This is a genomic window from Nitratireductor aquimarinus, assembly GCF_017255295.1.
Lineage (GTDB): Bacteria > Pseudomonadota > Alphaproteobacteria > Rhizobiales > Rhizobiaceae > Nitratireductor > Nitratireductor aquimarinus.
On sequence record NZ_JAFKDE010000017.1, the window covers coordinates 1 to 26,827 of the forward strand.

Sequence of the window (26,827 nt, forward strand, 5' to 3'; positions counted from 1 at the left end):
GTTCCACCCAACGGTAGACCAAACGGTAGACCAAAAACGCCCCTTCACATCGAACCTGAGTACAGATAACATATTGATTGCATTGGATATCAACGGTGGAGAGATGCCTGTGATGGGAATTTAACCCATCTCCTGGGCACCATCCCCTTCCCGACAAATAAATCCGGTTTTGTCAGCAGCGCTTGCTGCTGCCTGCGTATCAGCGCTTCGGGCGCGGTCCGGGCGGGTTATCGGGGACCAGCTCCTCAGCAATTTTCTGAACAATGTCAGTGGCGCGGTTGGGCACATTGCCCTGCCAGTCATCGAACGCCTCTTCCCTGTAGGTCACGGCGACGGCAATGGTCACGCGGCCTTCGGGTGAATGGCCCTGCGGCAGCGTGGCGACAGCCGATGCATTGCCGGCAAAGGATGGCGTCTGCATGACCCAGTCCCCGCGCAGCATCGCGCCAAGGCCGTAGCTAAAGGCGCTGTCCAGCGTGTGGCAGTTGGGGCAGCCCTCAAGCGGACTTCCAAAGCCGATCAGGCGCGGCTCGATCATGGCCTTGCGGGATTGCGGCTGCAGGAACCCGTCGATGCCGGTGATCGTGTCGAAGCTGCGGGCCATGTCGGAAATGCCCGTCGTTTGAACCGAGCCCTGCGCCAGTGTCCAGGAAGGATTCCAGTGGGTGGCGTCCTCCCAGACGCCGCGCTCGGCGGTGTAGGAGTGCACCACCGGTTCCGGGACAGACGGCGTGTCATGACCCTGCGTCTGCGAGAGATTGAGCGGATCGAGAACGTAGCGCTGCATCAGTGCGGCGAGCTTTTCGCCCGTTGCCGTCTCCATCACGCGCCCGAGGATGACATAGCCTGAATGGGAATAGTCCCAGTTCTCTCCGGGCGCAAAGCGGCGGGGCATGGACAGGCTGACGTCGATCAACTCTTCCGGGGTCCACTGGCGAAAAGGGTCGGCATAGAAGGGTTCGAGAAATCCTTTCTCACTCGCCACGTGATCGGGATAGCCTGCCGTCATGTTGAGCAGCATGCGCGGCGTCGCCGTGTCGGCGGCGGGCAGGTGGGGCATCCATTCTGCAATGGGGCGGTCGAGGTCGAAGCGCCCCTCCTCCGCAAGCCGCAGCGCCACTGCCGCAACATAGGTGAGCGCAACCGCGCCATTGCGAAAGTGTCCGTCCGTCGTGAGCGGCACGCCCGGCATCGCTTCGCCATGGGCAAGCGTGATGAGCGGCTCGCCATCAATCCGCACCTCCAGAAGAAGCGCGTTGAGCTTCATGGCGTCGAAGGCGTCGAGCGCGATCTTCTGCACGGCGTCTGCCCCTGGACCGGTTTCCTGTGCTGCAAGCGGCGTGGAAGCCAGGAGCAGGCCGGCAAGCCCTGTAAGGCCGACAAGCCTGCGGGTGGAGCGAAGAGTGCGCGGCGTGTCGGTCAAGGAAGCCTCCCTCAAGGGCATAGGCGAAGCAGAAAAGCCCGAGAACGGCCCAGCCTGCGTCGCAATTTCATGCCGTGGCGGCAGCTGCCGCTACGTCGCCTCATTTCGCCGCTATGCGGCCGCTACGTCAACTCCAGGAAACTGATAATGCATAGGCGACTTTCCCGCGGCGCGATGATCGCGCCGGCAGCCGCTTTGTTCGTTGCGGTGTTGTCCGCACCGGCGTCAGCACAGTGCGGCAGCGCGTCATGGTACGCGCTTACGTCGAAGACGGCTTCAGGTGAGCGGATGAACCCGGCTGCGATGACCGCAGCGCACCGCACCCTGCCCTTCGGCACGAAACTGCGTGTAACCAACGAGCGCAATGGCCGCAGCGTGGTCGTGCGGATCAATGATCGCGGCCCCTTTGCGCGTGGCCGCATTCTCGATCTGTCAAAGGCTGCTGCAGCGAAGCTCGGCTTCATTCGCGCCGGCCACACCAGGGTCTGTCTGGAAAAGCGCTAGGGTCAGGCCCCAAGCTGGCAAGCGAGCCGGAAGGCGGGTTAGCTGCTCGCGCGCTGCAGTGTTTTCTGTTCGCCCGTATGGTGGAGATAGCCAAGCGTGGCGTCGGCATTGCAGGGACGCCCGAAGAGATAGCCCTGCCCGCCCGCACAGCCAAACTGCGTGAGGCGCTCGGCCTGTGCCTCGGCTTCGATGCCTTCGGCAACCACTTCCATGCCAAGCCCCTCGCACATGGCGAGAATGGCGCGGATGATGTGTTCGGACGGCCGGTCTTCCAGGATCGAGGCGACAAAGGCGCGGTCGATCTTGAGCTTGTCGAAATGGAACTCGCGCAGCCGGCCAAGGCTCGACTGTCCGGTGCCGAAATCATCCAGCGAAACGCGGATGCCAACCCGCCGCAGATCCTCAACGATGCGCTGTGCGGAGGCAGGGTCGTTCATCAGGCCCGTTTCGGTGATCTCGATCTCCAGCCGGCGCGGATCGAAGCCCGTCTGCTCGAGAATGGAGAGAATCTGCAGGCCGGTATTGTGATCGACCAGTTGAGACGGCGACAGGTTGAACGAGAGGAACAGATCCTCCGGCCAGTCGCGCGCGGCTTCCGTGGCCTTGCGCAACACCAGCTGCGATAACGGGCCGATGATGCCGCGTTCTTCGGCGATGGGAATGAAGATGCCCGGCGAAACCGGTCCCAGATCCCGGTCGGTCCAGCGCGCCAGCGTCTCGAAGCCCACCGTGCGGCGGGTTTCCAGATCGACGATCGGCTGGAAATGCGGCTCCACCTCGCCGGCGGCGACCGCCCGGCGCAGGGCCTGCTCGATATGGGTTACGCGCTTGGCGGCCTCTTCCATCTCGCGGGTGTAGACCACGACTGCGCCGCGCCCCGTGCGCTTGGCCTGATAGAGCGCGGTTTCCGCCTTGTTGAGCAGAACCTCGCCTGTCTCTTCCTCGGAATAATAGAGGGAACAGCCGGCAGACGCTGAAAGCCGCGCGGTGCGGTGGCCGACATCATAGGGGGCGGAGAGAATTTCGATCAGAAGCCGTGTCTTCTCGCGCGCGGCCTCCTCGCTGAAGACCAGCGGGAACAGAAAGGCGAATTCGTCTGCGCCGATGCGGGTGACCGTGGAGTGCGTATCCATCGCGGCGCGCAGCCGCATGGCCACCTGCTGCAGGATTTCATCGCCCGCGGCGCGGCCAAAAAGGTCGTTGATCGGCTTGAAGCCATCGAGATCCAGAACGCCGATGGCGAAAGGAGCGGGGTCGTCCGCGCGTTCCTCGATCAGCCGGTCGATCTTGTCGAAGAATCGGCGCATGTTTCCGAGGCCCGTCAACGCATCGGTGAAGGCAAAGTCGGACTGGTCCGCCGTTATCGTCCGTGCTTGTGCGGGCGCCGGCTGCATCGAAACTCCGTTATGCGGGCGATCTTGTTCTCGATGCGCCGAACAGTGGACGCAAAGTGTTTATGAATCGTATCCAATATAACGTTATCGTGAACAGTCTTTTGTTCATCGACGGCGCGGCGTGACGTCTGTGCGGCATCCACAGCTTGACAGAAGCATGCGCGGGCCGTCATGTGCCGCACAACAGTCCCCTCCGGAGCTCTTTCCATGTCCCTGAAAGTCGCGGTCCAGATGGACCATATCTCCACCATTTCGATTGCCGGCGACACCAGCTTCGCGCTCGCTCTGGAAGCGCAGAGGCGGGGCCATGCGCTCTGGCACTACACGCCGGATCGTCTCTCCATGGCCGATGGCAAGGTCATCGCCTGGGCCGAGACGCTTGAGGTGCGCGATGAGGAGGGCAACCACTTCACGCTCGGCGAGCCGCAGCGCACGGACCTTTCGGAGCTGGATGTGGTGCTTCTGCGCCAGGATCCGCCGTTCGACATGAATTACATCACCACGACGCATATTCTCGAGCGCATTCATCCGAAGACGCTCGTGGTCAATGATCCGGCCTGGGTGCGCAACAGCCCGGAAAAGATCTTCGTGACGGAATTCGCCGACCTGATGCCGGAAACGCTGATCACCCGCGATCCGCGCGAGGTCGATGATTTCCGCAGGAAGCATGGCGACATCATCGTCAAGCCGCTCTACGGCAATGGCGGCGCCGGCATCTTCCACCTCAAGGAGGGAGACCGCAATCTGGCCTCGCTTCTGGAAATGTTCATGGAAGCGTTCCGCGAGCCCTTCATCGTGCAGCGCTACCTGAAAGAGGTGCGTGGCGGCGACAAGCGCATCATCCTCATTGAGGGTGAGCCGGTTGGCGCGATCAACCGTGTGCCGGCCGAGCACGATTCGCGCTCCAACATGCATGTGGGCGGTCGCGCCGAACATGCGGAACTGACGGATCGCGAGCGCGAGATCTGCGAGCGCATCGGGCCGTCGCTGCGCGAGCGCGGTTTCACGCTGGTTGGTATCGATGTCATCGGCGACTGGCTGACGGAGATCAATGTGACCTCTCCGACGGGCCTCCGCGAGGTCAAGAAATTCGGCGGCGCGGATATTGCCGCACTGTTCTGGGATGCCGTCGAGGCGCGCTGCGCCGCAGTCTGAGCGCTGCATCATGCAGAAGGTTTAAGGGGCGGGCCGCGTTTGCGCTCGCCCCGATCTGTTCTCCCGGCACAACTCTCTGCAACCTGCCGACAACCTTTGCGCTAGGTTGTTCTCTCAATGTTCTTGATCTGATCGCCTGAAGCTGCTTCAATGCGGTTGCAAGGGGATTGGAACTCGTGTTCTGGCTGCAATGCCGGGCGTGCGCAGGGGGAGAGCACATGGTTTCGCATGTGAGCACTGTGGCATTTCAGGGCGTGGAGGCTGTGCCTGTCGAGGTGCAGGTGATGGTGGCTCCCGGCAAGATGGGGATGCAGATCGTCGGGCTGGCCGACAAGGCCGTCGCGGAAAGCCGGGAGCGGGTGCAGGCGGCGCTTCATGCGTCGGGCCTTTCCATGCCGCCCAAGAAGGTGACGATCAACCTCGCACCTGCGGACCTGCCCAAAGAGGGCAGCCATTACGATTTGCCGATTGCGCTGGGTCTCATGGCCGCTCTCGGCGCGATTCCCGGCGATTCATTAGCTGGCTATGTCGTGCTTGGAGAACTTTCTCTCGATGGCACGGTGGCGGCGGTGAACGGTGTTCTGCCGGCGGCCATCGGGGCGAATGCGATGGGGCGCGGCCTGATCTGCCCGCATGCCTGCGGCGCGGAGGCCGCGTGGGCCAGCGCGGATCTCGACATTCTCGCGCCGCGCAGCCTCATCGCGCTCGCCAATCATTTCAAGGGTAGCCAGGTGATGAGCCGCCCGGAGCCGGCTCTCGGGCCGCCGCCGGTCAGATTGCCGGATCTTGCCGACATCAAAGGGCAGGAGGGGGCCAAGCGGGTTCTGGAGGTGGCGGCCGCTGGCGGGCACAATCTTCTGATGAATGGTCCGCCCGGGGCAGGCAAGTCGATGCTGGCGCAGCGCCTGCCATCCATTCTGCCGCCCCTGTCTCCGCGCGAATTGCTGGAAGTCTCCATGATCGCTTCCATTGCCGGGGAACTGGCGGAGGGCAAGCTCACTGATCAGCGTCCGTTTCGCGCGCCGCATCACTCGGCCTCCATGGCAGCCATCGTGGGCGGCGGATTGAAGGCGCGTCCCGGCGAGGCTTCGCTGGCGCATCACGGGGTTCTGTTTCTGGACGAGTTGCCGGAATTCACCCCGCAGGTTCTGGATTCGCTGCGCCAGCCGCTGGAAACCGCCGAATGCGTGATCGCGCGCGCAAATCACCGGGTCAGCTATCCGGCGCGTATTCAGCTTGTTGCGGCCATGAACCCGTGCCGTTGCGGCATGGCCGGGGAGCCGGGGCATCGCTGCCGGCGCGGCCCGCGCTGCCAGACTGATTATCAGGCGCGCATTTCGGGGCCGCTGCTCGACCGTATCGATCTTCGGGTCGATGTTCCCGCCGTGTCCGCGAGCGATCTGATCGGCGGGGGCGGGCGTTCGGAGCCCAGTGCGGTGGTTGCGGAGCGCGTCAGCCGGGCACGCGCCATGCAACAGGAGCGATATACGGCGCTGGGCCTGCCTGCGTGGACGACCAATGCCTCCTGCTCGGCCGCAATGATCGAGGATGTGGTGACGCTTGATGCGCCATGCACGGCGCTCATTCGGGAGGCCAGCGAGAAGCTCGGCTTTTCCGCGCGCGCGTATCACCGGGTTCTCAAGGTCGCGCGCACGCTGGCCGATCTGGATGGCGCCGGCGATGTGACGCGAACCCATCTGGCCGAGGCGATCTCCTATCGCGTGGCCGGCACGGTGCGCGCAGAGGCGGCGTGACGCTCTGCCGTTTCGTTTGCCTGTCCGGTGTTCAATGAGGCGGTGCGGAGGCGCGTGGTGGCCGGTGGTTTGCCGGGTAATTGTCTTGACTGGCGGTGCATCGCGGGTGTGGGCGTGTGTGCCCCGGGGTCCCAAGGGAGGGCAAGGCGGTTAGCCGGCGTGATTCTTGTGGCCTGTCGATGCATTCAGTTCGGCTGCGGCCTTCAGAAGGGCCTTGAGCGCGTCTTCATCAATCGCATCGCCTTCGTGAAAGTCGATGGCGCGGCGGGTGTTGCCTTCGAGGCTGGCGTTGAAAAGGCCGGACGGGTCGTCCAGCTTCGCGCCTTTGACGAAGGTCATTTTCACGGCCTTCTTGTAGGTCTCTCCGGTGCACAGCATGCCGTCCTGATACCAGACGGGAACGCCACGCCATTTCCATTCTTCCGTCACTTGCGGCAGGGCCTCCTGGACCAGTTGCCGAAGGTGGGCGAGGGTTTCGCCGCGCCAGTCATTCAGTTCCGCAATGCGTGCATCGATCTGTTCTGACGGGGTCTTGCCGGTGTCGGCTGCGCTCATGGGGCGATCTCCGATTGTTCTTTTGCGTGTGACTGCTTTCGATGCTCAGTCGAGGCGTTCAAGAACCCCTTCGAGTTCCGAGATGAAGCGCGGCCATGCAGCGCTTGCGCCGCGATGGTAGGGCTTCTGTTCTGGCAGAAAGCCCTCCTGCTCCATGCGCAGCAATGTGCCGCCGGCCGTCGGCGTCAGCGTCCATGTGACAGTGCTGCGCAGGTCCTTTGTGTCCCAGGCGTAGGAGAGCGTTCGGTGCGGTTCGATCTCTTTCACCACGCAGTCAACGCCACCCCAGTCCGCGGTCAGGCTGAAGCGGTGTCCGACGCGGGGTGCGAAATCGTTCTTCATCAGCCATTCGGCGATCAGGTGCGGCTGGGTGAGCGCCCGCCAGACCTTTTCCGGCGGATGCGAAAGCGCGCGCTCCACCACCACACAGAGCGTTTCGGCTGTTGCGTCGTTCATTGATCCATCCTGTCGAGAAGATCTTCCAGATCATCGAACCGGTTCTCCCAGAAGCCGGCCATCTCACGCGTCCAGTCGAGGAGCGGGGCCAGCGCAACCGGGTCGGCGCTGTAAAAAGTCTGTCGGCCGCTTTGCCGGTCATGCACCAGCCCGGCGCGCTTCAACACGCCAAGATGCTTGGAAACGGCGGGCTGCGATACCCCGGCCCCGGCGGTGAGGGCGGTGACCGTCAGATCGCCATCGCGGCACAGCCGCTCGAAGATGGTGCGGCGTGTGGGGTCGGCCAATGTTCGGAAGAGGGTATCGCGGGTCGGCTGCATCGTTACACATAACTACAGGGCTATTGTTTTAATGAATAACCCTGTAGTTATGGATTTGTCAATGTCGAGGCTGTGCTGTGTTCAGCCGGCCATCTGCCTCACCGCATCGAGCAGGAATTCATCCTGATAATGCGCGGCGGCAAAGGAAAGCCCCACCGGACAGTCATCGACCGTCATGATCGGGGCCGAGATTTCGGGAAGCCGCGCCACGCCGGAGAATGCGGTGAGGGTCATGGTCCGGTCGTAGAAATCGATCACCGCTTCCATTGTCGTCAGGGAGCCCTTCAGCGGCGCGATCACCGGCGTCGTGGGAAAGCAGACCACCGTGCCGGGGGTGAGGGCTGCGTTGATCGCCTCGAACAGGCGTTCACAATGGGTGATGCTCTCGAGCGCGGGGATGCGATCGAAGGCGGCTACATTGCCGTAGGCCATGGAGAAGGTGAAGCCGAGTTCCGGCTTTTCGGTCTCGATCCAGTTCGCAACCGTGCTCTGGAACTCCGCCGTCTGCAGGTCGCGAAGCGCCTTCAGATTGCAGTCGCTCAGGGGGGCAACTGCGCCGATCAGTTCCGCAAAGCGCATGGGCTCCGGCGCAATGCCCGTTTTCACGGCAATCGCCTCCAGCGCCGCCTTCACCTGCTGCTGCACGGCCTCGTCGGCGATTTCCACCGCATCCGTCAGGACAATGATGCGCTCCAGCTTTTGTGGTTTCACCTTGCCGCTGCGCAGGAGCACGCGCGCGGCGCTGTCGAGCGTTGCAAGGCTGTTGGCCACCACGCCCACCGTGCTGACGCTCGGCATGAAGGGCAGGACGCCGGCCTCCGAAACCCGGTGCAGCGAGGGGCGCAGGCCCCACAGGCCGCACAGGCTTGCCGGGACGCGGATCGAGCCGCCCGAATCCGTGCCGAGCGAAAAGTCTGCGAGCCCATTGGAAACGGACGAGGCCGAACCGCTGGAGGAGCCGCCGGGAATGCGCTCCGGCGCATTGCCGTTGCGCGGCGTTCCGAAGAAATGGCTCTCGCCGTCGAGGCTGTAGGTGAACTCGTCAGCCACCACCTTTCCGACGCAGCGCGCTCCTGCGGCGAGCACCTGGTCGACACACAGGGCGTTGTGAACCGGGGCCGCATGGGCGTCCCGCCATGCCGGGCTGCCATAGGAGGTCTTAAGCCCTGCCAGGTCGATATTGTCCTTCACGGTGAAGGTCAGCCCATCAAGCGGGCCGGAGGCATGGGGCGCGAGGTCGAGGCGCTCGACCAGGGAACCGGAGGGATCGGCGAGGGATGTCTGGGGCATGGGCACTCCGAATCTGAGAACAGGCTGGAGCGTCCTGCGGACCACAATCGCTTCAATGTCTCAAGGCCCGGTGGCCGGAACCGGCGCGAACGCACCAGTCGCGATCCCGGGAGCGCGGAGAGGCGGAGTTAAGCCCCGTCGGATCTCTTCAGGCTGTTTCTCTGGTGCCCTTTCTCTGGAGCCATGTTTCGTAGAGATGCCCGCGCGCGCCCTGCGCCTGCGGGATGTGCGCTGCTTCAATGCCTTCCTGCTCATCGACGGGGCGGGCAAGCTCGGCGGCGATGGAGGCTGTCGACAGGCCATAGGGTTCGGCCTCGTCATTGGAATAGGCGAAGAAGACCCGGTCGATACCGCACATGCGCATGGCGGCGAAGCACATGGGGCAGGGCTGGCCGCTGGCATAGACCGCGCAACCATCGAGGCGTGGCGCGCCCAGCGCCTTGCCGGCGGCGCGCAGTGCAAGCAGCTCGGCATGGGCGGTGGGATCGCAGTCCACCGCCATACGATTGACACCGCGCGCAACCACCGCGCCGTCCTTCACCACCACGGCGCCGAATGGCCGGCCACCCTCATCGACATTATCGAAGGCAAGCGCGATGGCCTCGTCCAGAAAACGTTTCGTATCGCTCATTTCGCCCCTGCGCCTTCCAGAATTTCGATCATCTCCGTGTAGCCACTGCGCTTTGCGTGCTGCAATGGGGTCACGCCTTCGCGGTCGGCAATGTCGGTGTCTGCGCCGGCGTCGACCAGCATTTTCACGATCGCCGTATGGTTTGGCCCGCCATCGCCCAGGATCACGGCTTCCAGCAGCGCCGTCCAGCCGAGCTTGTTCACATGGTCGAGATCAACCCCGGCCTCGATCAGCGTGCGTACGGTCTCCACATGGCCGCGGTCGGCTGCCGGGATGAGCGCTGTTCCACCGAAGCGGTTGGTGCTTTCAAGGTCTGCGCCGTTGTCGAGCGTCAGGCGCAGAATATCCTGATAGCCGCGTGCGCCAGCCAGCAGATAGGGGCTGTCCTCGATCCCGTCCTTCGCATTGACGTCAGCACCCGCCTCGATCAGAAGGCGCGCGGCCTCCCCCTGGTTTGCCTGCACGGCGGCCATGAGGGCGGTTCTCTTGCGCGCGTCACGCTCATCGACGGCAGCGCCGTTTTGAAGCGCGCTCTCCAGTGCAGCGATGTCGCCACTTTCGGCAGCGGTGATGAGGGGCGTTTGTGCAAAGGCGCCGGTTTGAAAGGCGGCGGCCATCAGGGCTGCTGCCACGAGGCGGAGAAACCGCCGGCCGGATTGTGCGCGCAATACATTCATTGAGGTCTCCCGATCTGCTGGTCGGGAAAGACCTTAGTCCATCAATTGTGACGAAGTTTGGAGTGCGCCGGTGCGGCTATTCGCTCACTGCGCCGACAACCGGGTTGTTGCTTTCGCGCAGGCTCACCCAACGGCCGGTATGCGTGCTGGCCTGACGCTTGAGATAGCTATAGCCGGTGGCGCTCCACAGCTTCACGCTGTTGTTGAGGTTGTCGAGAACGAAGTCCCCGCGATCCGTGCGCACTGTCAAGACCGCATGGCCCTCGCCATTGGGCTTGCGCACCACGGTGATCAGAAGGTTGGAGAGCGAAATGCCGGCCCGTTTCAGCGCGCGGCGCTTTTCGAGCACATAGTCCTCGCAGTCGCCAACGCCGGTGGAAGGGTAGGTCCACACTTCTTCCTGGCCATAGATGTCGATGTCGTTCATCGGCTCGATGGCGTTGTTCACCGCCGTGTTGATCTCGGTCAGGGTTTTCCAGAGCGTTTTGGTCATATGCACCGGCCCCTGATCGCGCATGCGGATCGAGCATTCGACCGGGTTGGCCTTGCAGAACTCGTAATGTCCGATGGGCTGAGAGGTCAGTCCGCCGGTTTCCATCAGATTCATCGCTCCGGCCGGCGCAATCATGCCCCCTGCCAGAAAAAGGCTCGCAAGAACCCCACTGCGGAATCCCCCCCGCAAAGCAGCCATCATGGCGCTCCCCGCTCGTTTCAATCGTTAACGAAACGTTAAGGATGATGGGGTGTCGGTGTCAATCAGCAGAGCGGCAATCTTACCAGCTATGGTTACCAGCGGTGCTTCTGGCCACCGGCTTTGGCGCTTCCTGTTGCGCAAATGCCATTGCCGCAGGGGATGATCTGCGCCCGACACTGAAGCTTTTCAGCGTCGGGCGATAATTGTGATGACCGGTAGATCAGGACGCGCCGGTGGAGCCTGTGGACGGCTTGCGGCTGCGGGCGGCCGGCTTTTTCGCCGTCCCAGCGCGTGGTTTCGCCGGTGCGGCTTCGGCTGCTGCCGGCTTTGCGGTCTTCAATCCGCCGGCCGGGTTGCTGCGCATAAAGTCGAGAATGCGCGGCGCGATTTCAGAGCGGAAACGCGAGCCGTTGAAGACGCCGTAATGGCCAACGGCGGGCTGCATGTAGTGATGACGCATGTCGTCGGGAATGTTGACGCACAGATCATGCGCGGCCTTCGTCTGGCCGACGCCGGAAATATCGTCATTCTCGCCTTCCACCGTCAGAAGCGCCACGCGCTTGATGGCGGAAGGGTCGACCAGTTCGCCGCGATGGCGCATCTGGCCGCGCGGCAGGTCGTGCCGGATGAACACGGTCTCCACGGTCTGCAGGTAGAACTCGGCGGTCAGGTCCATCACCGCCAGATATTCGTCATAGAAGTCGCGGTGCTTCTCTGCGGAATCGCCATCGTTCTTCACCAGATGCATGAAGAAGTCCTTGTGCGCCGTGATGTGGCGATCAAGGTTCATGCTCATGAAGCCGGAAAGCTGCAGGAAGCCCGGATAGACCTGACGCATGAAGCCCGGATTGGGCCACGGAACCGGCATGATGACATTGTCGCGGAACCACGAAATGTCCTTCTCCTCGGCCAGCTCGTTCACGGCGGTCGGGTTCTTGCGGGTGTCGATGGGGCCGCCCATCAGGGTCATGCTGGCGGGCACGGTCTTTGCGCCGCGCGCCTCCATGATGGCGATGGCGGCAAGCACCGGCACCGAGGGCTGGCACACGGCCATCACATGCGTGTCCGGACCCATCTGCTCGAAGATGTCGATCAGATAGTCGATATAGTCGTCGAGATCGAAGGAGCCATCGGCCAGCGGCACCATGCGCGCGTCCGACCAGTCGGTGATGTAGACATCGGCATAGGGCAGCATGGTCTCCACCGTGCCGCGCAGCAGCGTGGCGTAGTGGCCGGACATGGGCGCGACCATCAGGATCTTCGGGCCGGCATGCGCGCCTTCGGGCAGGTCACGCTTGAAGCGGATGACGTCACAGAACGGGCGCGACCAGACGATCTGCTCGTTGACGGCCACTTTCACGCCGTTGACGCTGGTTTCCTTCAAGCCGAATTCAGGCTTGGTGTAGCGGCGTGTGCTGCGCTCGAAGACCTCGGCAGCGGCGGCGACGCTGCGTCCGAAATAGGTCTTGGCGACCGGGTTCATGGGGTTGCTGTAAAAAAGCCGAACGGCGTCGGCATAGGCCCGCGCCGGCTGCAGCGCGGCGTGGTTGAATTCATAAAGCTGATAATACATTGCTAGGTTTCCTGGGAGGACCTTCGCTATGGCCAGGCCGCCAGGGGAAGTGGATATGTGACGGCGAAGCCTTGGTCGTTTGCATGCCAATCAGAGTAAACGACTTTTGCTGCGTTGCAATAGAAGCGCGCGTTTCCGATTTTTCGGAGAGGGGGCGTTTCGTCAACTGTATGATTCTAAGAGAGAAAATAAGACTGAACGTCAAGCGTTGCTGTTGCGGCGCAGCATGAGAAGGCGGCTTTCCGGCGAAACATCGGGCGGGATTTCGATCAGAAAGCGCTCTTTCAGTGCTTCGGGCGCTGCATTCAGAGGCCATTCGGCAAAGCCGTGACGTTCGTAGAATGGCGCGTTGAAGGGCACGTCGCGAAACGTGCTGAGCGACACACCTTTAAGGCCGAGCGCCCGGCTCTCACCGATCACGGTCCGAAGCAGCCGCCCGCCAAGCCCACGGCGTCCGTGTTCGGGCGCAACGGAGAGCTCTTCGACATGGAGAAATGCGTCGATGGGGCTGGTGATGACAAAGCCCACCGGGCCGTCTGCCACATGAACCGCCACGAATGTGCGGCGCTGCGCGGCGAGCCTGTCAAAGGCGTCTGCTTCCATCGCCGGTGTGGCGGCGAGATCCGCGTGCCCGTGTTCGGTAAAAAGCTGCGCAGCGCGCACCTCAACGGCCGGTAGATGCTGCGCATCGGCCGGCCGGTAAGGGCGGATCACATAGTCCTGAACTGCGGTTGCCGTGGGCCTGTCCTCGCGGTTTCGGGGATTATTCCGCGCCCTCGACAAGCACCATGTCGGCATCGGCCACCGTGTTGCGGATGGCTTTCGCCGCCTGGTATTCGGGCGAGTTGTAGCAATCATGTGCGGCCTGCAGCGAGGGAAACTCGATCACCACATTGCGTCCGCGTCCGGTGCCTTCCAGTCCTTCCCATTCGCCGCCGCGCGCCAGAAAGCGCGCGCCGAACTTTTCGAAGGCCGGTTTGGCCGTGGCCACATAGTCCTTGTAGCGCTCGGGGTCGCGCACATCGACATGGGCAATCCAGTATCCCTTGGGCTCCTTGGGCTCGTTGGGCATGGTTCCTCCTCCCTTGCTTGGTTCCTGCCTGTTCTGTCAGGCTGCCGCCATCTCGTTGAGAATGGCTTCTGCCGCAGCCTTTGGATCTTGTGCCGCCACGATGGGGCGCGCAACCACCAGATGCGTGCTGCCGGCGCGGATGGCGTCGCCTGGCGTCATGACGCGTTTCTGGTCGCCATGGTCGCTGCCGGCCGGCCGGATGCCGGGCGTCACCAGCGCCATGTCAGGGCCGGCCACGCCGCGCATTTCCTCCACCTCGGTCGGGGCGCAGACAATGCCGCCCATGCCGGCCTCGCGGGCCTGGGCAACGCGCTTTGCAACCAGTTCACGGGCGGTGAGCGCATAGCCCGCATCGTTCAGGTCGGCATCGTCCATGGAGGTGAGAACGGTCACGCCGAGCAGGGTCAGGCCGGAGCCTTCGGCTGCCTTGACCGCAGCGCGCATCGCCTTGGGGTAGGCGTGGATGGTGAGCATGGTCATGCCCATCCGCGCGATGTTCTCGACGCCCTTGGCCACCGTGTTGTCGATGTCGAGCAGTTTCATGTCGAGGAAGATCTTCTTGCCGGAGCCGGCCAGCTCACGCGCGAAGCTCAGGCCGCCGGCAAAGGCGAGCTGATGCCCGATCTTGTAGAAGGACACCGTGTCGCCCAGCGCGGCGACCACGCGGTCCGCCTCGGTCAGGGTCGGTACATCGAGGCCCACGATCAGGCGGTCGCGAATATCGTTGGTCATGGTCAGGCTCCCACACGGGTTGAGGTCAGTTTGGCACGTTCGATCAGTCCGCGACAGACGGCTTCCATCATGCCCCGTGTGCGCTCGTCCCTGAAGCTGCCATCGGTGTCGAAGGCATCCTGTGCGCGGGCAACGGAGCATTGAGGGGTGATGATGTCGGCCTTGCAGTTCATCAGCACGGCGCGCAGGTGATAGAGCCCGCGAATGCCGGCGAAATTGCCGTCGGAAGAAGAGCAGAGCGCGATGGGCTTGCCGGCCCAGGGGCGCAGGGGCTTGCCATTGTCCTTGGAGAGGCGGCTTACCCAGTCGATCGTGTTCTTGAGCAGAGGTGGAATGGAAGCGTTGTATTCGGGGCTGGCGATCAGCACTGCGTCATGCGCGGCGATCAGCCGGCCGAGCCGGTACACATTCTCGGGAATGCCTTTCTCCCGCTCCAGATCCTCGTCCATGATCGGCAGCGGATAATCCACCAGCGATATGCGCGTGACCTCCGCACCCTGCTGCGCGAGTTCCTTCATGGCTGCGTCGGCGGTCTGGCCGCTATAGGCGCCCGTGCGGATCGATCCTGCAAAGACAAGGATTTTGGGGGTCATCGGCGAATGCTCCTCTGTTTGCGAAGAGCCGTATAAGCAATGAACTTTTCAATCAATGGAATATGCGTGTGGAAGACCGCCACCGGCGGCAGATGTGAAAAGGAGCCGACAAGCGGCTCCTGAAGACGTTTTTGCTGGTGGTTCACCGGCCCGTTCAATCCGGGGCTCGATCTAGTGCTTTCCCCGGCGATAGACCCAGAGCTGTGTCGGGGGGATGTTGCGCAGCACGAAATCGAAATGCTCGACCGTGTAATTGCCCTGGCCCGCCGGGATCGGGGATTTGGGGCCGTAGGTGAGCTGCACCACCGGACGTCCCTCGGGAATGAGGTCGAGAAGGGAATCCATATAGGCAACGCGCTCTTCAACGGGGAAGTTGAGCAGCGGAACGCCGGACACCACGCTGTCGAACAGTTTGGGCGTCTTTTCGCCCAGCGCCTTTTCCAGCGTGTTGCGGATATCGAAGGCGTTGCCCTCGATCACGTTCACGCCCGGATAGGTCTCGCGCAGATGGGTCACGAAATCCGGGGAGTACTCAACGGCGTAAAGGTTCTGCGGGTCGACGCCATGGGCGAGGATCGCCTTGGTGATGACGCCGGTTCCGGGGCCTGCCTCGAGAACCGGTAACCCGGATTTGGTGTCGATGACCGATGCCATCCGCCGGGCGGTGACACTGCTTGTGGGCATGATGGCGCCGACAGCCTTGGGCTGGTCAATCCAGCCACGAAAGAAGCGCAGTTCTTCCCCAAAACGGTCTGCGATCGCTTTGCGCACACCTTGCCCTTTGCTCATCGTACCGCCATCCTCCTTCAAAACCCCGTTATAAAATCATTTTTATTGCGGGAAGTATCCCGCCATTCCGCAGATCGGGCCGAACAGCCCGATCCAGTCCCAATAGCCCAATGCAGTCCAATTGCACCGTGCGGCTATTCTCCGAAGGATTCGAAGAAGTCCTTCATACGTGAAAAGAAGCCTGCCGACTGCGGGCTATTTTCCTTTGAAGAAATTTTCTCGAACTCTTCAAGAAGCTCACGCTGTTTTTTCGTGAGGTTTTGCGGCGTTTCTACGGCCACCTGAATGTAAAGATCGCCAACCTTGGTCTGTCGCAGCACGGGCATGCCCTTGCCGCTGAGGCGGAACTGGCGGCCGTTCTGGGTGCCTTCGGGCACTTTGACACGGGCCTGTGTTCCATCCAGCGTGGTGACCTCGAAAGAGCCGCCGAGTGCTGCCGTGGTCATCGAGATGGGCACCTTGCAGTAAAGGTCGGCGCCGTCGCGCTGGAAAAACTCGTGTGGTTTGACCGACAGGAAGATGTAGAGGTCGCCGGGCGGTCCGCCGCGCAGACCGGCCTCGCCCTCGCCGGCAAGGCGAATGCGCGTGCCGTCTTCGATGCCGGCCGGGATGTTGACCGAGAGCGAGCGCTCTTCGGCCACGCGGCCCTGTCCGGAGCACTTCTGGCAGGGGTCGGAAATGGTTTCGCCACGCCCCTGACACTGCGGGCAGGTGCGTTCGACGGAGAAGAAGCCCTGTGCGGCGCGCACACGGCCCGAGCCATGGCACATCTGACACTGGGTCGGAGACGTGCCGGGCTTTGCGCCGGTGCCGGCGCAGTCGTCACAGGCCACGGCGGTTGGCACGCGGATCTGCCCGGTCTTGCCGGCGAACGCCTCTTCCAGCGTGATTTCCATGTTGAAGCGCAGGTCTGCGCCATGCTGGCGACCGCCACGGCGACGCCCGCCGCCCATCATGTCGCCGAAAATGTCTTCGAAGATATCGGCGAAACCGCCGCCACCGCCGCCGAAGCCACCGCGTCCACCCATGCCGCCATTTTCAAAAGCAGCATGGCCGAACTGATCGTAAGCCGCACGCTTCTGCGGATCACGCAGTGTTTCGTAGGCTTCGTTGACTTCCTTGAACTTCTCTTCCGCCTCGCCATCGCCAGGGTTGCGGTCCGGATGGTACCGCATGGCGAGTTTGCGAAAGGCGCTTTTAAGTTCCTTCTCGTCGGCGTTTCTCGACACGCTGAGCGTCTCGTAAAAATCTGCCTTCATCAATGAGAGTCCCGCATAATCTGTTTGGAGCGAACACTGTTCCCCCGATCAGTGCCCGTTATTTAGGTATTCGCGACAGCGAATGCCATAGTTTGCGGCAGATTGCCAGCGGCACGGGGCATCACACGCCATGCGCGCAGGCATCCGGAACTCCGTCAGGCTGCTGCCACGTTCGTGCGCGGCTTCTGCCGACCGAGGCCGGCAGCATTCAGCAGATATCCAGAAAGCACATTTTCGAAGAAGCGGAACGACGCCATGGCGACAAAAATCGTCAGAAGCATCACCGCGCCCGTATAGGCGAAAAACAGAGGGACCGAGGGCGACTGGATATAGTGCCCCCAGATGAAGGAGAAGAAAATGCTCTCCGTTACCGGGTGCCACAGATAGACGCCGAAGGAAACGGCCGCCGCCGGGCGCAGGAAGGCGGGATAGGTGTAGCCATCGGGATTGTTGCGCTCCACGACGCCAGCCAGAAACACGGCGACCGCCAGGAGCAGAAGCGTCACATAGATGTCGAGCCGGAGCGCCATGGAGGTGCAGGCGAGCAGGATTGCGACCCAGGCAGGCCAGCGGGCCGACACGGTCAGCGCGGAGCGCCTCACGAGCACGGCAAGAAGCGCGCCCAGCACGAAATCGGCAAAGGTGCGGTAAGCGCCCCATGTGTCTGCCTGAACCCAGCTCTCGAAGGGCATGACGCCCGTGCGCACCATCAGTTCCAGAATGGCGTAGCAGGCGAACAGAAGGCCGAACAGGCCCGTGAGCCCGCCACGGCGATAAGCCATGATGATGACGGGCAGGAGAAGATAGGCAAACCACTCCGCGGAGAGAGACCAGGAGACGAAATTGAAGGTGAGATGGTTTTCCACGCCCCAGGCCTGGATCAGCAGCAGGTTGGCGGGAAGGGCGCTCCAGTCGAAAAGGGCGGCTTCGCCACCGGTGCGGAGAACGCCGAGCGAGACCAGAAGGCCGATAAAGACGAAGTAGGACAGCGTCGCCAGGTGAAGCGGGTAAAGACGTATCAGCCGCTTGTAGAGATATATGCCGTAGCTCCGGGCATCGCGCACCTGATCGCCATAGCGCGAGAAGATGAGAAAGCCCGATATGATGAAAAACATGTCGAGCAGTGGCCGCAGCGCTTCCAGCTCGTTTTTCACCTGAAGCCCTTCGCCGGGCGCGAAGTGGCCGAAGTGGTAAAGCATGATCAGAAGCGCTGCCGCAAAGCGCCAGATCTCATAAAGTCGATAGCGGATCATGAGCCCCCCGGCCAATCCAACAGATATTCTCGATCGCCCTGTGTCCGTTCGGACGCATAAAGGGCGATCCAAGTTATTGATCGAGCATCGGAATAACCCGAAAACCGGATGCCGATTTTCGGTCCCACGCTCTAGTTTGCCGGCAATCTTATCGGGGGGATTCTTTAAAAGGCATGAAAAAAGCCCGGGGCGAAAACCCCGGGCTTTTCAGATTCACTGCCTGAGCGATCAGGCCGACTTCTTGTCGTCTTCGTCGATCTCTTCGAAATCGGCGTCAACGACATCGTCGCCGGAAGCCTTGGCGTCAGCCGCTGCGTCTGCCTCGGCAGCTTCGGTCTGGCTGGCCTCGTACATGGCCTGACCAAGCTTCATGGAAGCTTCGGCGAGGGTGTTGGTCTTCGCCTTGATGTCCTCGGCGTCGTCGCCCTCGACGGCCGTCTTCAGGTCGGCAAGCGCGTCTTCGATGGCCTTCTTCTCTTCCTCGGAGACCTTGTCGCCATATTCGCCAAGCGACTTCTCCGTGGAGTGGATGAGGGCCTCGGCCTGGTTCTTGGCTTCGACCGCCTCACGGCGCTTCTTGTCGGCCTCGGCGTTGGACTCGGCGTCCTTCACCATGTTGTCGATCTCATCGTCGCTGAGACCGCCGGAAGCCTGAATGCGGATCGCCTGCTCCTTGCCGGTGCCCTTGTCCTTCGCGGACACGTTCACGATGCCGTTGGCGTCGATGTCGAACGTGACCTCGATCTGCGGCACGCCGCGCGGTGCGGGCGGAAGACCGGTCAGGTCGAAGCGGCCAAGGCTCTTGTTGTCCGCAGCCATTTCGCGCTCACCCTGGAACACGTTGATGGTCACGGCATTCTGATTGTCCTCGGCGGTCGAGAAGACCTGGCTCTTCTTGGTCGGGATCGTCGTGTTGCGGTCGATCAGGCGCGTGAACACGCCACCGAGCGTCTCGATGCCCAGCGAAAGCGGGGTCACGTCGAGCAGCAGAACGTCCTTCACGTCACCCTGCAGAACACCGGCCTGAATGGCGGCGCCCATGGCGACCACTTCGTCCGGGTTCACACCCTTGTGCGGGTCCTTGCCGAAGAAGGCCTTCACGGTCTCCTGAACCTTCGGCATGCGGGTCATGCCGCCGACCAGAACCACTTCGTCGATCTCGCCAGCGTTGAGGCCGGCATCCTTCAGAGCGGCCTTACAGGGCTCGACCGTGCGCTTCACGAGGTCCTCGACGAGGCTCTCGAACTTGGCGCGGGTCAGCTTCATGGTCAGGTGCTTCGGACCCGACTGGTCGGCCGTGATGAAGGGCAGGTTGATTTCGGTCTGCGAAGCGGACGACAGCTCGATCTTGGCCTTCTCGGCAGCTTCCTTCAGGCGCTGCAGGGCAAGCTTGTCCTGCTGCAGGTCGATGCCCTGCTCTTTCTTGAACTCAGCCGCCAGGTACTCGACCAGACGCATGTCGAAGTCTTCACCGCCGAGGAAGGTGTCGCCATTGGTGGACTTCACCTCGAACACGCCGTCACCGATCTCGAGGATCGAAACGTCGAATGTGCCGCCGCCAAGGTCGTAAACGGCGATGGTCTTGCCGTCTTTCTTGTCGAGACCATAGGCAAGCGCTGCTGCAGTCGGCTCGTTGATGATGCGCAGGACTTCAAGACCGGCGATCTTGCCGGCGTCCTTGGTGGCCTGACGCTGGGCGTCGTTGAAGTATGCGGGCACGGTGATGACGGCCTGCTCGACCTTCTCGCCGAGATAGGACTCAGCCGTTTCCTTCATCTTCTGAAGGGTCATCGCCGAGATCTGCGAAGGCGAATAGGTCTCGCCATGGGCCTCAACCCATGCATCGCCATTGTCAGCCTTGACGATCTTGTAGGGGACCAGCTTCTTGTCCTTCTCGACCGTGGGGTCGGAGAAGCGACGGCCGATCAGGCGCTTGATCGCGAAAAGGGTGTTTTCCGGGTTGGTGACAGCCTGACGCTTGGCCGGCTGGCCGACGAGACGCTCGCCCGAATCCGTGAATGCCACGATGGACGGGGTGGTGCGTGCACCTTCCGCGTTCTCAATAACCTTCGCGTCCTTGCCATCCATGACGGCGACGCAGGAATTGGTCGTTCCGAGGTCGATACCGATTACTTTTGCCATATCTTCTCTCCGCAAAGCAGACTGTCAGGACCCATTCCGGCGTTCCAGATGACAGCCCCTGTTCACACGAAATTGCCGCAGCAGCGCCTCAGGACGAAACGCGCCAAACGGCTTCGTGGCGTATATAAGAATGGGATTTTTCAAGCGCAAGGCGGGATTTGCCCCGATTTGGCTTCGAAAGCGGGGTTCGGAGGCCGCGACCGGCGCTCTGACGCTTGCCCCACGCGGCGTTGATGATGAAACGGAACGCTTCGGACTTTGAGGAAAAGTCAATTTGATCGGCTGCCGCTGATGTGAGAGCGGGTCGCCGAGGGGGGATTTGGCTCAGGCGATAACCGCCGATCAAACTGACATCCGGGAAAATAATGGTCCGAAGATTCGTGTTCTGGGGGCTCGTTGTGTCGTTCCTGCTCCAGGCAGGCTGTATCTGGGAGAACGAAGAAAAGAAGGCTGGCGCGAAGAGAGCACCGATCAGGCTGCCGGTCGCCATGGCGCTCAGGGCGGCGCAGAAGCCCGCCGCCGTGGAGGACGCCCTTGTGGCAATCAATCGCCTTGCGGAGCGCACCTGTCTGGCCACCGCCATCTACTACGAGGCGCGGGGAGAAACGGTGAGCGGGCAGAAGGCCGTCGCGATGGTGATCTTCAACAGAAGCAGGTCGCCTGCATATCCGCCCAGCATTTGTGGCGTGGTCTTTCAAAATGCGCGCTGGCGCAATCGCTGCCAGTTTTCATTCGCCTGCACAGGCATTTCACTGGTGCCGAAAGATGCCGAAGCCTGGCAGCTCGCATTCAGGATCGCCAAGGCCCGATACTCCTGCGCACCCGAATGCAACAATTACACGCTGGTCGACAAAACCAACTATCTGGCCGTCGACGCCACGCATTACTATGCCAATTATGTCAGCCCCAGATGGGCTAAACAGATGCACAGGCATGGCCAGATCGGGCGACACATCTTCCTGTCGCCCCGGTCCGCCGACGGAGTCTGAAAGTGCCGCCGCACCCTGCGGCAGCGGCTTCTGCTAGACTGTCTCCCAGCCATCATGGGTGGCGGCGCGATAGATGGCGTCTATGAGTTTCTGGTTCTTCACCGAATCCTCGAGCGTGAAGATCGCCGCCTCTTCGCCCCGCGCCGCCCGCGCGATGGCTTCCGCCTGCAGGCGGTACTGCCGGGCGCGGGGAAAACGGTGGACGCTGGCGCTGTTGTGATCGGCGCTGAACACGGTAACGCGGGTATCGCCATAGTCCGGGGTGTTGAAGGGGGCGTTGACCTCGATGAACCCCTTGTCGCCATGGAACACCATCGACTGTCTGAGCGCCATCTGCGTCGACACGTAGAAGGTCAGTTCGAAGTTGCCGAAATCGGCCTTGGCGCTGGCGTAGATGTCGGTGCCGAAATTCGGGTCGCGCTCCACCATCGCCTGCACGCGCTGCGGCTCGCTGCCGGTTGCAAAGCGGGTGGTGACCGTGGGGTAGACGCCAATGTCGGGCAGCCCGCCACCGCCAAGCTCCGGCTTGTTGCGCATGTTGTCGGGGTCGACATTGTGATAGCAGAACACGCCCTGTACATGCCGCAGCCGGCCGATGGCGCCTTCGGCGATCAGGTCACGCACCTTGTGCCATTGCGGGTGGTAAGTGACCATGAAAGCTTCCGAGACGACGACATTGTTCCGGTCGCGCGCCTCGATGACGCGGGCAATGTCCTTTGCATCGAGCGCCAGCGGCTTTTCGACCAGCACGTGCTTGCCGGCGTCGGCCGCCCTGATGGCCCAGTCCACATGATCGGAGGTCGGCAGCGGGATGTAGACGCCGTCCACATCCGGCGAGGCGAGAAGCGCGTCGTAGGACGAGAAGGTGTGCGGAATGCCGAAGCGCGCAGCCAGCGCCTGCGCTTTGGCCTCATCGCGGCTGGCAATCGCCGTCACCACGCCGTTTTCGGCATCCTGGATCTGCGGAATAACCTGCTCGCGACCGATCTTGGCCGTCGAAAGAACGCCCCAACGCAACATGGATTCTCCTCTCCTCGTCTCTGGAGGGCAAACCCTATCGGTCTGTTCGGCAAAAGAAAAGGCGGCTCAATGGCCGCCTTTTCAAGGTTCTGAACAAGCGCTCTAACCGCGCAGCGTGCCGCCGGTCTGCTTGCCGACATTGGCCACGATGCGGCCGGCGATGGCTTCGAGTTCCTCGTCCGTCAGCGTCTTTTCGCGCGGCTGGATCGAGACTTCGATGGCGACCGACTTCTTGTCTTCGCCGAGCGATGCGCCCTCGAAGATGTCGAACACGCGCACGGCGGTCACGAGCTTCTTGTCGGCTGCCGCAGCTGCCCGCTCGATGGTTGCCGCCTCGACCGATTTGTCGACCACAAAGGCGAAATCGCGGCGCACGAGCTGGAAGGGTGAAAGCTCCAGGCGCGGCTTGGTGCGCGTTGCCTTCGCCTTGGGCTCGGGGATCGTGTCGATGAACACCTCGAAACCGCAGATCGGTCCTTCGGCGTCCAGCGCCTCCAGCGTGCGCGGGTGAATCTCACCGAACGTGGCGAGCACGATCTTGGGTCCAAGGCGGATCGTGCCTGAGCGGCCCGGGTGATACCAGTCCGGACCACCGGCCACGATCTGCAGCTTGTCGACAGGTGCGCCCGCTGCCTCGAGAGCGGCCAGCGCATCGGCCTTGGCGTCGAACACGCCGACCGCTTCGCTGTTGCCCGACCAGTGACGCCCGGAGCCGTCCATCTTTGCCGTGCCGCGGCGGATGCCGCCGGCAACCCGGCGCTGGCCGGCATAGCTGTCATTCTCATAGGTGCTCGACACCTCGAACAGAGCCACATCGGCAAAGCCGCGCGCTGCATTGCGCTGGGCGGCTGCGATCAGGCCCGGCAGCAGCGAGGGGCGCATGTCCGACATGGCTGCGGCAATCGGGTTGGAGAGCTTGAGCGATGCATCGCCACCACCGAAGAGCTTCGCCTGCGCTTCATCGATGAAGGTCCAGGTCACGGCTTCCATCATGCCGCGCACGGCAAGAGCGCGCCGCGCATTGCGGGTGCGGTTCTGCAGGACGGTGAGGATCTGGCTGTTGACCGCGCCGTGGGAGGAGAGGGGCTCGGGCGCGATCTCGTTCACGCCGTGAATGCGCATCACCTCTTCCACCAGATCGGCCTTGCCGTCGATGTCCGGCCGCCAGGACGGCACGGAAACCTCAAGCACGTCGCTCTCGCCCGTGGAGGCGAAGCCGAGACGCTGGAGAATGTCCTTGCTCTCGGCGCTCGACACATCGAGACCGGTCAGGCGCTTCACCTCGCTCACCGGGAAGGTGATGCTGCGCGGCTCGTAGCCCTGATAGCCGACCACGCGGCTTTCGCTCGGCTCGCCGCCGCACAGGTCCAGAACGAGCCGGGTGGCGACTTCAAGACCGGGCTCCATCATCTCCGGGTCCGCGCCGCGCTCGAAGCGGTAGCGCGCATCGGTGATGATGCCGAGATCGCGGCCGGTGCGGGCGATGTTCATCGCGTCCCAGAGGGCGGATTCGATCAGCACGTCCGTGGTGTTCTCATCGCAGCCCGAGTGCTCGCCGCCCATGATGCCGGCAATCGACTCGACGCCATTGCCATCGGCGATGACGCACATCTCCGGTGTGAGTTTGTACGTGCGCTCGTCAAGCGCCAGAACCGTCTCGCCTTCTTTGGCCCGGCGCACGGTGAGGTCGCCCTTCACCTTGGCGGCGTCGAAGACGTGGAGCGGGCGGCCAAGATCGAAGGTCACGTAGTTGGTGATGTCGACCAGCGCGTTGATCGGGCGCAGGCCAATCGCCGTCAGACGCTGCTGCATCCATTTGGGCGAGGGGCCGTTCTTCACACCGCGCACGAGACGCAGCGCGAAGCCGGGGCAAAGCTCCGGTGCTTCGATGGTCAGCTCGACAGGGCACGCGCCCTTGCCGGCAACCGGCGCAATGGGCGCATCCTTGAGCGTGCCAAGGCCGGCAGCCGCCAGATCGCGGGCAATGCCATGCACGCCGGTGCAGTCGGGACGGTTCGGCGTCAGGCCGATCTCGATCACCGGGTCGTCAAGGTTCGCCCAGCTTGCGAACGAAGTGCCGACGGGGGCGTCTTCGGGCAGGTCGATGATGCCGTTGTGCTCGTCCGACATCTGCAGCTCGCGTTCCGAGCACATCATGCCGTGGCTTTCCACGCCGCGGATCTTGCCGACGGAGAGCGTCACGTCGATGCCGGGCACATAAGCGCCGGGCGCCGCGAACGCGCCGACAAGGCCCGCACGCGCATTGGGCGCGCCGCAGACCACCTGAACCGGCTTGCCGTCGCCCGTGTCGACGGAAAGAACCCGCAGCCGGTCGGCATCGGGATGCTGCTCGGCCGTCAGAATCTTCGCGATCACGAACGGCTTCAGCGACGCCTTGTCGTCCACCTCTTCGACCTCAAGGCCGATCATGGTGAGCTTCTCGACGATCTCGTCGAGCGTGGCGTCGGTCTCAAGGTGCTCCTTGAGCCAGGAGAGCGTGAATTTCATGGTCTATCTCCTTAAGCGCTGAGGCCGCCGAAAAGCGTCGGCAGGTCGAGCGGGCGGAAGCCGTAATGCTCCAGCCAGCGCACATCCGCGTCGAAGTAATCGCGCAGGTCAGGCATGCCGTATTTCAGCGTGGCGATGCGGTCGATGCCCATGCCCCAGGCAAAGCCCTGATACTCGTCCGGATCGAGACCGCAGGCGCGCAGCACATTGGGGTGCACCATTCCGCAGCCGAGGATCTCCATCCAGTCATTGCCCTCGCCGAAGCGCACTTCGCCCGGCTGCGAGCGGTCGCACTGGATGTCCACTTCCAGGCTCGGCTCGGTGAAGGGGAAGAAGGACGGGCGGAAGCGCATGTTCAGCTGCGGCACCTCGAAGAAGGATTTGCAGAATTCCTGCAGGACCCACTTCATGTTGGCGACATTGGCCGTCTTGTCGATCACCAGCCCTTCGAGCTGGTGGAACATGGGCGAGTGCGTCGCATCGGAATCCTGACGGTAGGTCTTGCCCGGAATGACGATGCGGATCGGCGGTTCCTGGGCTTCCATCGTGTGGATCTGAACAGGCGAGGTGTGCGTGCGCAGGAGTTTGCGCTCACCCTTCTCATCCGGCGGGAAGAAGAAGGTGTCGTGCATCTCGCGGGCCGGATGGCCTTCGGGGAAGTTAAGCGCCGTGAAGTTGTAATAGTCGGTCTCGATGTCCGGACCTTCGGCGATGGCGAAGCCCATATCGGCGAAGATGGCCGTGATCTCGTCGATCACCTGGCTGATCGGGTGGATGCGGCCGCGCTCGGCCGGCGGGCGGCGTACGGGCAGGGTCACATCGACCTTCTCACGCTCCAGCCGGGCATCGATGGCGGCTTCGCGCAGCTCGGTGCGCCTTGTGGTCAGCGCTTCGGTGACGCGCGCCTTGAGACCGTTGATCGCCGGGCCCATCACCTGCCGCTCTTCCGGCGACATGGAGCCGAGCGTCTTCAGCATCTGCGAGACCGAGCCCTTTTTGCCGAGCGTCGCAACGCGCACCGCCTCGATCTCCTGCTCGTCGGCGGCCGTGGCGATCTGCCCGGCGATGGTCTTTTCCAGTTCTTCGAGTTCGCTCATGCCTCGTAGCCCTTTTTGGGTTTGATGTCGTGCTGGCTCATTTCGGCGGGGCTGGCCGCCGCGTTGCCGAGAGCCGTTTTGAGAAACCGTGTCGCTTTCAACACGCGCTTGCCGTCGCTGCCAAGCCCCCTGTGCTCGATTGCGCCGAGAAAGGGGATGAGCGGCGAGAGAAATCGGACGATCCGCCGCAGTGCGTCGCGCACTCCGGAAGGCGGGGTGGCGAAATAGGCGTCGAACGCCGCCTGCGGCGTTTCGGGCTGCTTCGCCTGCATGCAGATCTGCAGAAACAGAAGCCAGACGTCACGCGCCTGCGCCGTGGCAAGCGGCATGGAGGCTTCCGGTTCTTCCTCGAAGTCGACGAAGCCCCAGCGTTCATCGCTGGTGATGAACATGTCGCGCGGGTGAGGACGGCCGTGACACAACCCGCGCCTGTGCGCGTCGTGCAGGGCCCGCGCCGCGTCAACGAGGAGCCTGTCATGGGCGGCGTCTTCGCCGTGCTGCGCCAGCATGGCCAGCTCGTTCTGGGCGATGGGAGCCACATTCGACAGAACGAGCACCCTGTCGTTGCGGAAGAGCAGTTTCGCCGTTGGCAGCCCTGCGGCGCGGAAGGCTTCGAGCTTGCGCGCTTCACGGTCGATGGCGCTTGCCCTGTTCGTTTTAGGTGACGCGCGCAGAAAGGCGGAGGGCATCAGCGGCGTCAGCGCCGTGTGCAGCCATTTAGCCACCGGCACCCGCTCCACATCGTAACGCTTGATCCAGACGGTCTGTCCGTCGAGCACGAGCGAGGAGACGCGCTCGCGCTCACCGGTGATGAGCATGCGCAGCAGTGTCGCCGTCGCTTCCGGCGAAAGAACGTCCTGCTCGTGTCTCGTCTCGTCGTTCATGGTCTTCATCACAAAGAAAAACCCGCGCCAGCCCTGCCAGCGCGGGTTTCCCGAACTAAACCT

At 62.8% G+C, this 26,827-nt stretch carries 26 protein-coding genes; 4 read left to right on the top strand and 22 right to left on the bottom strand.

What is annotated here, in order from left to right:
* Positions 1 to 199: 199 nt before the first annotated feature.
* A complete protein-coding gene (locus JYP46_RS21310) occupies positions 200 to 1,423 on the bottom strand; it encodes a serine hydrolase domain-containing protein (RefSeq protein WP_206549281.1) in 1,224 nt (407 codons plus the stop codon).
* 147 nt (positions 1,424 to 1,570) lie between these two features.
* Between JYP46_RS21310 and JYP46_RS21315 the strand changes: the two genes are divergently transcribed.
* Complete coding sequence (locus JYP46_RS21315) at positions 1,571 to 1,927, top strand: septal ring lytic transglycosylase RlpA family protein (RefSeq protein WP_206545541.1); 357 nt, start codon at positions 1,571 to 1,573, stop codon at positions 1,925 to 1,927.
* 38 nt (positions 1,928 to 1,965) lie between these two features.
* Here JYP46_RS21315 and JYP46_RS21320 read toward each other — a convergent pair whose 3' ends face one another.
* Positions 1,966 to 3,321, bottom strand: coding sequence for a putative bifunctional diguanylate cyclase/phosphodiesterase (locus JYP46_RS21320; RefSeq protein ID WP_113153665.1), 1,356 nt, complete (start codon positions 3,319 to 3,321; stop codon positions 1,966 to 1,968).
* 207 nt (positions 3,322 to 3,528) lie between these two features.
* Here JYP46_RS21320 and gshB point away from each other — a divergent pair, with 207 nt between their 5' ends.
* Together gshB and JYP46_RS21330 are read left to right on the top strand one after the other, a co-directional pair.
* Complete coding sequence (gene gshB, locus JYP46_RS21325; protein WP_206549282.1) at positions 3,529 to 4,476, top strand: glutathione synthase; 948 nt, start codon at positions 3,529 to 3,531, stop codon at positions 4,474 to 4,476.
* Positions 4,477 to 4,694: 218 nt separating this feature from the next.
* Positions 4,695 to 6,230, top strand: coding sequence for a YifB family Mg chelatase-like AAA ATPase (locus tag JYP46_RS21330; RefSeq protein ID WP_206549283.1), 1,536 nt, complete (start codon positions 4,695 to 4,697; stop codon positions 6,228 to 6,230).
* Positions 6,231 to 6,380: 150 nt separating this feature from the next.
* Here the strand turns inward: JYP46_RS21330 and JYP46_RS21335 are convergent, their stop codons facing one another.
* The 16 genes from JYP46_RS21335 to dnaK all read right to left on the bottom strand — a co-directional run bounded on the left by JYP46_RS21335 (position 6,381) and on the right by dnaK (position 20,266).
* Positions 6,381 to 6,785 (bottom strand): DUF1801 domain-containing protein, encoded by a 405-nt coding sequence (locus JYP46_RS21335; RefSeq protein ID WP_206549284.1) that lies wholly within the window; start codon positions 6,783 to 6,785, stop codon positions 6,381 to 6,383.
* A 45-nt stretch (positions 6,786 to 6,830) separates the two neighbouring features.
* Complete coding sequence (locus JYP46_RS21340; RefSeq protein WP_206549285.1) at positions 6,831 to 7,241, bottom strand: SRPBCC family protein; 411 nt, start codon at positions 7,239 to 7,241, stop codon at positions 6,831 to 6,833.
* Entirely contained in the window at positions 7,238 to 7,561 is a 324-nt protein-coding gene (locus JYP46_RS21345) for an ArsR/SmtB family transcription factor (protein WP_113153670.1), read from the bottom strand. Before JYP46_RS21345 ends, JYP46_RS21340 begins: the two co-directional genes overlap by 4 nt.
* Positions 7,562 to 7,642: 81 nt before the next feature.
* Complete coding sequence (locus JYP46_RS21350; RefSeq protein ID WP_206549286.1) at positions 7,643 to 8,851, bottom strand: amidase family protein; 1,209 nt, start codon at positions 8,849 to 8,851, stop codon at positions 7,643 to 7,645.
* A 148-nt stretch (positions 8,852 to 8,999) separates the two neighbouring features.
* The gene (locus JYP46_RS21355; RefSeq protein ID WP_206549287.1) at positions 9,000 to 9,482 is read right to left on the bottom strand and encodes a nucleoside deaminase; all 483 of its coding nucleotides are present in this window, start codon (positions 9,480 to 9,482) and stop codon (positions 9,000 to 9,002) included.
* Positions 9,479 to 10,159: an ankyrin repeat domain-containing protein gene (locus tag JYP46_RS21360; protein ID WP_206549288.1), complete on the bottom strand. Its 681-nt coding sequence runs from the start codon at positions 10,157 to 10,159 to the stop codon at positions 9,479 to 9,481. The genes JYP46_RS21355 and JYP46_RS21360 overlap by 4 nt, the downstream gene beginning before the upstream one ends.
* 76 nt (positions 10,160 to 10,235) lie before the next feature.
* Positions 10,236 to 10,787, bottom strand: coding sequence for a transglutaminase-like cysteine peptidase (locus JYP46_RS21365; protein WP_222474331.1), 552 nt, complete (start codon positions 10,785 to 10,787; stop codon positions 10,236 to 10,238).
* Between the two features lie 286 nt (positions 10,788 to 11,073).
* On the bottom strand, positions 11,074 to 12,426 hold the full coding sequence (locus tag JYP46_RS21370) for a polyhydroxyalkanoate depolymerase (RefSeq protein ID WP_206549289.1): 1,353 nt from the start codon (positions 12,424 to 12,426) through the stop codon (positions 11,074 to 11,076).
* A 201-nt stretch (positions 12,427 to 12,627) separates the two neighbouring features.
* Positions 12,628 to 13,140: a GNAT family N-acetyltransferase gene (locus JYP46_RS21375; protein ID WP_222474332.1), complete on the bottom strand. Its 513-nt coding sequence runs from the start codon at positions 13,138 to 13,140 to the stop codon at positions 12,628 to 12,630.
* A 49-nt stretch (positions 13,141 to 13,189) separates the two neighbouring features.
* Positions 13,190 to 13,498: a DUF1330 domain-containing protein gene (locus JYP46_RS21380; protein WP_206545531.1), complete on the bottom strand. Its 309-nt coding sequence runs from the start codon at positions 13,496 to 13,498 to the stop codon at positions 13,190 to 13,192.
* Positions 13,499 to 13,534: 36 nt separating this feature from the next.
* Positions 13,535 to 14,230, bottom strand: coding sequence for an orotidine-5'-phosphate decarboxylase (gene pyrF, locus JYP46_RS21385; RefSeq protein WP_206545530.1), 696 nt, complete (start codon positions 14,228 to 14,230; stop codon positions 13,535 to 13,537).
* Positions 14,231 to 14,232: 2 nt separating this feature from the next.
* Positions 14,233 to 14,823, bottom strand: a complete 591-nt coding sequence (locus JYP46_RS21390; protein ID WP_113153678.1) for an NADPH-dependent FMN reductase — start codon at positions 14,821 to 14,823, stop codon at positions 14,233 to 14,235.
* Positions 14,824 to 14,994: 171 nt separating this feature from the next.
* Positions 14,995 to 15,612 carry a phospholipid N-methyltransferase PmtA gene (gene pmtA / locus JYP46_RS21395; RefSeq protein ID WP_206545529.1) on the bottom strand — a complete coding sequence of 206 codons (618 nt, stop codon included), beginning with the start codon at positions 15,610 to 15,612 and terminating at the stop codon, positions 14,995 to 14,997.
* Positions 15,613 to 15,746: 134 nt separating this feature from the next.
* The gene (dnaJ, locus tag JYP46_RS21400) at positions 15,747 to 16,871 is read right to left on the bottom strand and encodes a molecular chaperone DnaJ (protein WP_113153680.1); all 1,125 of its coding nucleotides are present in this window, start codon (positions 16,869 to 16,871) and stop codon (positions 15,747 to 15,749) included.
* Positions 16,872 to 17,026: 155 nt separating this feature from the next.
* Positions 17,027 to 18,124, bottom strand: coding sequence for an acyltransferase family protein (locus tag JYP46_RS21405; protein ID WP_206549291.1), 1,098 nt, complete (start codon positions 18,122 to 18,124; stop codon positions 17,027 to 17,029).
* A gap of 228 nt (positions 18,125 to 18,352) precedes the next feature.
* On the bottom strand, positions 18,353 to 20,266 hold the full coding sequence (gene dnaK, locus JYP46_RS21410; protein ID WP_113153682.1) for a molecular chaperone DnaK: 1,914 nt from the start codon (positions 20,264 to 20,266) through the stop codon (positions 18,353 to 18,355).
* A 365-nt stretch (positions 20,267 to 20,631) separates the two neighbouring features.
* Between dnaK and JYP46_RS21415 the strand changes: the two genes are divergently transcribed.
* Entirely contained in the window at positions 20,632 to 21,255 is a 624-nt protein-coding gene (locus tag JYP46_RS21415) for a cell wall hydrolase (protein WP_222474334.1), read from the top strand.
* Between the two features lie 33 nt (positions 21,256 to 21,288).
* On the opposite strand, the gene JYP46_RS21420 is transcribed toward JYP46_RS21415, so the two are convergent.
* The 4 genes from JYP46_RS21420 to JYP46_RS21435 all read right to left on the bottom strand — a co-directional run bounded on the left by JYP46_RS21420 (position 21,289) and on the right by JYP46_RS21435 (position 26,764).
* Positions 21,289 to 22,275, bottom strand: coding sequence for a Gfo/Idh/MocA family protein (locus JYP46_RS21420; RefSeq protein WP_206549292.1), 987 nt, complete (start codon positions 22,273 to 22,275; stop codon positions 21,289 to 21,291).
* 102 nt (positions 22,276 to 22,377) lie between these two features.
* A complete protein-coding gene (gene pheT, locus JYP46_RS21425) occupies positions 22,378 to 24,783 on the bottom strand; it encodes a phenylalanine--tRNA ligase subunit beta (protein WP_206549293.1) in 2,406 nt (801 codons plus the stop codon).
* A gap of 11 nt (positions 24,784 to 24,794) precedes the next feature.
* Positions 24,795 to 25,880: a phenylalanine--tRNA ligase subunit alpha gene (pheS, locus tag JYP46_RS21430; RefSeq protein WP_113153686.1), complete on the bottom strand. Its 1,086-nt coding sequence runs from the start codon at positions 25,878 to 25,880 to the stop codon at positions 24,795 to 24,797.
* Positions 25,877 to 26,764 carry a BUD32 family EKC/KEOPS complex subunit gene (locus JYP46_RS21435; RefSeq protein WP_206549294.1) on the bottom strand — a complete coding sequence of 296 codons (888 nt, stop codon included), beginning with the start codon at positions 26,762 to 26,764 and terminating at the stop codon, positions 25,877 to 25,879. The genes pheS and JYP46_RS21435 overlap by 4 nt, the downstream gene beginning before the upstream one ends.
* Positions 26,765 to 26,827 lie beyond the last annotated feature (63 nt).